The organism is Collinsella aerofaciens (assembly GCF_015561195.1).
Taxonomy (GTDB): domain Bacteria; phylum Actinomycetota; class Coriobacteriia; order Coriobacteriales; family Coriobacteriaceae; genus Collinsella; species Collinsella aerofaciens_AC.
This window is the reverse complement of the sequence record NZ_JADMSU010000019.1, coordinates 1-5,441: the sequence shown is the minus strand read 5'-3', so window position 1 is coordinate 5,441 and position 5,441 is coordinate 1. Positions and strand designations below refer to the sequence as shown.

3 rRNA genes are annotated in these 5,441 nt (G+C 63.6%); all 3 read right to left on the bottom strand.

The features are described 5' to 3' along the window. Positions 1-19: 19 nt before the first annotated feature. Positions 20-135: ribosomal RNA gene (rrf, locus tag I2H81_RS10220) — 5S ribosomal RNA — on the bottom strand. A gap of 147 nt (positions 136-282) precedes the next feature. Next, a 23S ribosomal RNA gene (locus I2H81_RS10215) occupies positions 283-3,257 on the bottom strand. 397 nt (positions 3,258-3,654) lie between these two features. Then, a 16S ribosomal RNA gene (locus I2H81_RS10210) occupies positions 3,655-5,160 on the bottom strand. The 16S, 23S and 5S rRNA genes sit together here, the layout of an rRNA operon. Between the last annotated feature and the right edge of the window lie 281 nt (positions 5,161-5,441).

Genomic DNA, 5,441 nt, shown 5'->3' with positions numbered 1-5,441 from the left:
CGGCTCGGTGCCGTCCACCGGTCAGCGGCGCCCTGGCCTCCCACGGGCTGACCCCGCAGTACTCTCGGCGCGATGGGGCTTAGCTTCCGGGTTCGGAACGGGACCGGGCGTGCCCCCCATGCTCTGGCCGCTGACCGGTGGGCGGCGCCCACCGTTACGGTGTCCGGTGTCTACTCACGTGCCCTGGGGGCCGCATGGCGCATAGGAAAGATCCGACTCGGGGGCATCCTCGTGCCCGGACCGCGCGCATGGGCGCTGGGTCCCGCGGGCCGCGAGGTGCGGTTCCGGAAGAGCTCGGGCGATTAGTGCGGCTCGGCTGAGGACGTCGCCGTCCTTGCACCTGCCGTCTATCGACCAGGTAGTCTACCTGGGCCCTTACCGGAAGGAGAACTAATCCCTGGAACGGCTTCCCGCTTAGATGCCTTCAGCGGTTATCCGCGCCGCACGCGGCTACCCGGCCGTGCCGTTGGTCGACAACCGGTTCACCGGAGGTGCGTCCACCCCGGTCCTCTCGTACTGGGGGCAGCCTCCATCGATTCTCCTGCGCCCACGGAGGATAGGGACCGAACTGTCTCACGACGTTCTGAACCCAGCTCGCGTACCGCTTTAAACGGCGAACAGCCGTACCCTTGGGACCTGCTCCAGCCCCAGGATGCGATGAGCCGACATCGAGGTGCCAAACCTTGCCGTCGATGTGGACTCTTGGGCAAGATCAGCCTGTTATCCCCGGAGTACCTTTTATCCGTTGAGCGACGGCCCACCCACTCGGGGCCGCCGGATCACTAGAGCCTGCTTTCGCACCTGCTCGGCTTGTGGGCCTCGCAGTCAAGCCCGCTTGTACTCTTGCATTCAAAAGGACGGTTGCCGACCGTCCCGAGCGGACCTTCGCGCGCCTCCGTTACCCTTTAGGAGGCGACCGCCCCAGTCAAACTGCCCGCCTGGCACGGTCCCCGAGCCGGTTGACGGCCTCGGGTTAGGACGCCGGTCGCGCGAGGGCAGTATTCCAAGGGCGGCTCCCCGGGGGCTGGCGCCTCCGGATCTGTGCCTCCTGCCTATCCTCTACACGCGGGACCAGCGGCCAATGCCAAGCTGCAGTGAAGGTTCACGGGGTCTTTCCGTCCTTCCGCGGGTAAGTCGCATCTTCACGACCAGTGCAATTTCACCGGGTCCATGGTCGAGACAGCGCCCAAGTCGTTGCGCCTTTCGTGCAGGTCGGAACTTACCCGACAAGGAATTTCGCTACCTTAGGACCGTTATAGTTACGGCCGCCGTTTACCGGGGCTTGGCTTCGGGGCTTCGCTCGAAAGCTAACTCCTCCGCGTGACCTTCCGGCACCGGGCAGGCGTCAGACCCTATACGTCGCCTTGCGGCTTCTGCAGAGTCCTGTGTTTTTGGTAAACAGTCGCTTGGGCCTCTCCACTGCGGCCCGCCTCCGCTCCCGGAGCAAGTCCGTTCACGTACGCGCGGGCACCCCTTCTCCCGAAGTTACGGGGCCATTGTGCCGAGTTCCTTGACCATGGTTGACCCGATCGCCTCGGTATGTTCTACCCACCCACCTGTGTCGGTTTGCGGTACGGGCGCGCACGCGCCTGCCTAGGGGTTTTTCTAGGGACCTCGGGCTCACTCGCTTCGCTCAATCGCTTCGTCCGGAGCCTCGCCCTTCTGCGGACCGGATTTCCCTGGTCCGCGGGCCGCGCTCCATCACGGGGACGTCCAGAACCCCGCCGAGCCACCCCCATCCGTCGCCCCGTCGGTCGTAGCGCCGCGTGCGCGGTGCAGGAATGTCTGCCTGCTGCGCGTCGGCTACGCCTCCCGGCCTCGCCTTAGCCCCCGACTGACCCTGGGAGGATTAGCCTTGCCCAGGAAACCTCGGGTTCACGGCGGACGAGTTACTCTCTCGTCTCTCGCTACTCATGCCAGCATTCTCACTCCCATGCGCTCCACCGCCGGTCGCCCGGCGGCTTCACCGCCCATGGGAAGCTCCCCTACCGATTCTATATAGATAAAATCCCGCCGCTTCGGTGTCCAGCTTAGCCCCGTGTATTGTCGGCGCATGTCCACTCGACCAGTGAGCTGTTACGCACTCTTTGAATGGATGGCTGCTTCTAAGCCAACATCCTGGTTGTCTGGGCGGACGCACATCCTTTGCCACTCGGCTGGAACTTGGGGACCTTAGCGGGCGGTCCGGGCTGTTTCCCTCTCGAGCACACAGCTTAGCCCACATGCTCTGACTGCCGCGCTCTGGGCCGCCGGCATTCGGAGTTCGGTTGGATTCGGTAGGCGGCGAAGCCCCCTCGTCCATCCGGTGCTCTACCTCCGGCGGTGAACGCGCGACGCTAGCCCTAAAGCTATTTCGGGGAGAACGAGATATCTCCGGGTTTGATTGGCCTTTCACCCCTATCCGCAGGTCATCGCCGCCGTTTTCAACCGACGTGCGTTCGGCCCTCCACGGGGTCTTACCCCCGCTTCAGCCTGCCCACGGATAGCTCACCCGGCTTCGCGTCCGCGGCGCGGGACTCAAGTCGCCCTGTTAAGGCTCGCTTTCGCTCCGGCTCCCTTTCGGTTAACCTCGCCCCGCGCCAGCGACTCGCTGGCTCATTCTACAAAAGGCACGCCGTCACACCCCGAAGGGTGCTCCGACTGCTCGTGGGCGCACGGTTTCAGGTACTGTTTCACTCCCCTCCCGGGGTGCTTTTCACCTTTCCCTCACGGTACTGGTGCGCTATCGGTCACAGGGTAGTACTCAGGCTTGGATGGTGGTCCACCCAGGTTCGGACCGGGTTTCACGTGCCCGGCCCTACTCAGGGACCGCGTCGCGCCGTCCGGTCTGGGTTCGCGTACGGGGCTGTCACCCGCTGCGGCCGGCCCTCCCATGCCGTTCCGCTCCCCAGCCGGACCTGCGCCCGGGGGCGGCAGCCCCCGGATGCGCGGCCCTGCAACCCCGTCGGCGGAACCCCTGCCGGGTATGCCCGCTCGACGGTTTGGCCATCGGTCCCCTTTCGCTCGCCGCTACTCGGGGAGTCTCGAGATTGATTTCCTCTCCTCCGGGTACTTAGATGTTTCAGTTCCCCGGGTTGTCCTCCCCCCGCCTATGCGTTCAGCGGGGGGATATGCACACTGCTGTGCATGGGTTCGCCCATTCGGAGACCCCCGGGTCGAAGGATGTGTGCTCCTCGCCGGGGATTATCGCAGCTTGCCGCGTCCTTCATCGGCTCCCTGTGCCAAGGCATCCGCCGTGCGCCCGTGGTATCTTGCGGGACCGCATCGGGCCCGCGGGATATCCACGTGTCGCTAATTAAGTTAAATTAATCGATATCATGAATAGCGCTCGTATGTCGCAATTCGGGTATCTCATACCGCGGCACAGTCTATGTACTGTGCTCGCGATCAGATGCTCCTCACTCATTCATAAGTGAATTCTTCTTGTTTGGATCGGATGAATGATTGCTATCATTCTGTCTTTAAATCGCAGAAAAGAATCGAGTCTGGAAGAATGATCTTCCATCTCTCTCCTATCGCTATGCGGCTCTCAAGGTACGCGGGTGCGACCCCGGGGACCGGGTGCTGCGGGGACTTCCGGGCGGACATCTACCGGACGGGCTCCTGCCCTCTATTCGAGTTAAGCTGATCTCTCTAGAAGATTTATCTCCCTAGAAAGGAGGTGATCCAGCCGCACCTTCCGGTACGGCTACCTTGTTACGACTTCACCCCCCTCACCCTCCACACCTTCGGCGCCTCCCCCCTCTCGGTTGGGCCGGCGACTTCGGGTGCAGACGACTCGGGTGGTGTGACGGGCGGTGTGTACAAGGCCCGGGAACGCATTCACCGCGGCATGCTGATCCGCGATTACTAGCAACTCCGACTTCATGGGGGCGGGTTGCAGCCCCCAATCCGAACTGGGGCCGGCTTTCCGGGATCCGCTCCCCCTCGCGGGGTGGCATCCCTCTGTACCGGCCATTGTAGCACGTGTGCAGCCCAGGGCATAAGGGGCATGATGACTTGACGTCGTCCCCGCCCTCCTCCGCCTTGACGGCGGCGGTCCCGCGTGGGTTCCCGGCATCACCCGATGGCAACACGCGGCGGGGGTTGCGCTCGTTGCGGGACTTAACCCAACATCTCACGACACGAGCTGACGACAGCCATGCACCACCTGTATGGGCTCCTCTCGGCCACGGGGTCTCCCCCGCTTCACCCATATGTCAAGCCCTGGTAAGGTTCTTCGCGTTGCTTCGAATTAAGCCACATGCTCCGCTGCTTGTGCGGGCCCCCGTCAATTCCTTTGAGTTTTAGCCTTGCGGCCGTACTCCCCAGGCGGGACGCTTAATGCGTTGGCTGCGGCACGGGGGGATCGTCCCCCCACACCTAGCGTCCATCGTTTACGGCTGGGACTACCAGGGTATCTAATCCTGTTCGCTCCCCCAGCTTTCGCGCCTCAGCGTCGGTCTCGGCCCAGAGGGCCGCCTTCGCCACCGGTGTTCCACCCGATATCTGCGCATTCCACCGCTACACCGGGTGTTCCACCCTCCCCTACCGGACCCAAGCCGCGGAGGTTCCGGGGGCTTCGGGGGGTTGAGCCCCCCGCTTCGACCCCCGGCCTGCCGGGCCGCCTACGCGCGCTTTACGCCCAATGAATCCGGATAACGCTCGCCCCCTACGTATTACCGCGGCTGCTGGCACGTAGTTAGCCGGGGCTTCTTCTGCAGGTACAGTCTTGACTCTTCCCTGCTGAAAGCGGTTTACGACCCGAAGGCCTCCGTCCCGCACGCGGCGTCGCTGCGTCAGGGTTCCCCCCATTGCGCAAGATTCCCCACTGCTGCCTCCCGTAGGAGTCTGGGCCGTGTCTCAGTCCCAATCTGGCCGGTCGGTCTCTCAACCCGGCTACCCGTTGTCGGCACGGTGGGCCGTCACCCCGCCGTCTACCTGATGGGCCGCGGAGCCATCCCCTCCCGTCGGGGCTTTAGCCGGGGTGCCATGCGGCACCCCGGGGTATCCGGTATTACCCGTCCTTTCGGGCGGCTATCCCGGGGGAGGGGGCAGGTTCTCCACGTGTTACTCAGCCGTTCGCCACTCGCTTCCACCCGGAGGTGGGTGCCGTTCGACTTGCATGTGTTAGGCGCGCCGCCAGCGTTCATCCTGAGCCAGGATCGAACTCTCCGTCCAAAATATCTGGGCTTCGAGCCCGTCCGGTCCTCACAACTGTTACGCTGATCGGTTCCGTTCGATTCATATGGTTCTGTATAGGAAAAGGAATTTCTCGGGGCCGCCTCTCGGCGGCCTTGCGAAAAACAAATCCAAGTTAGACCATTTCAAATGGTTCGATGTCTGCCCGGATGCGACACTCGTAAGTGTCCATCCTCGCAGTATCCGGTTCTCAAGGTGCACGCCCCGCGGCTGATCCGGTCCGACCGGGCCGCGCGGCAAGGAGATATATTGCCAGACCG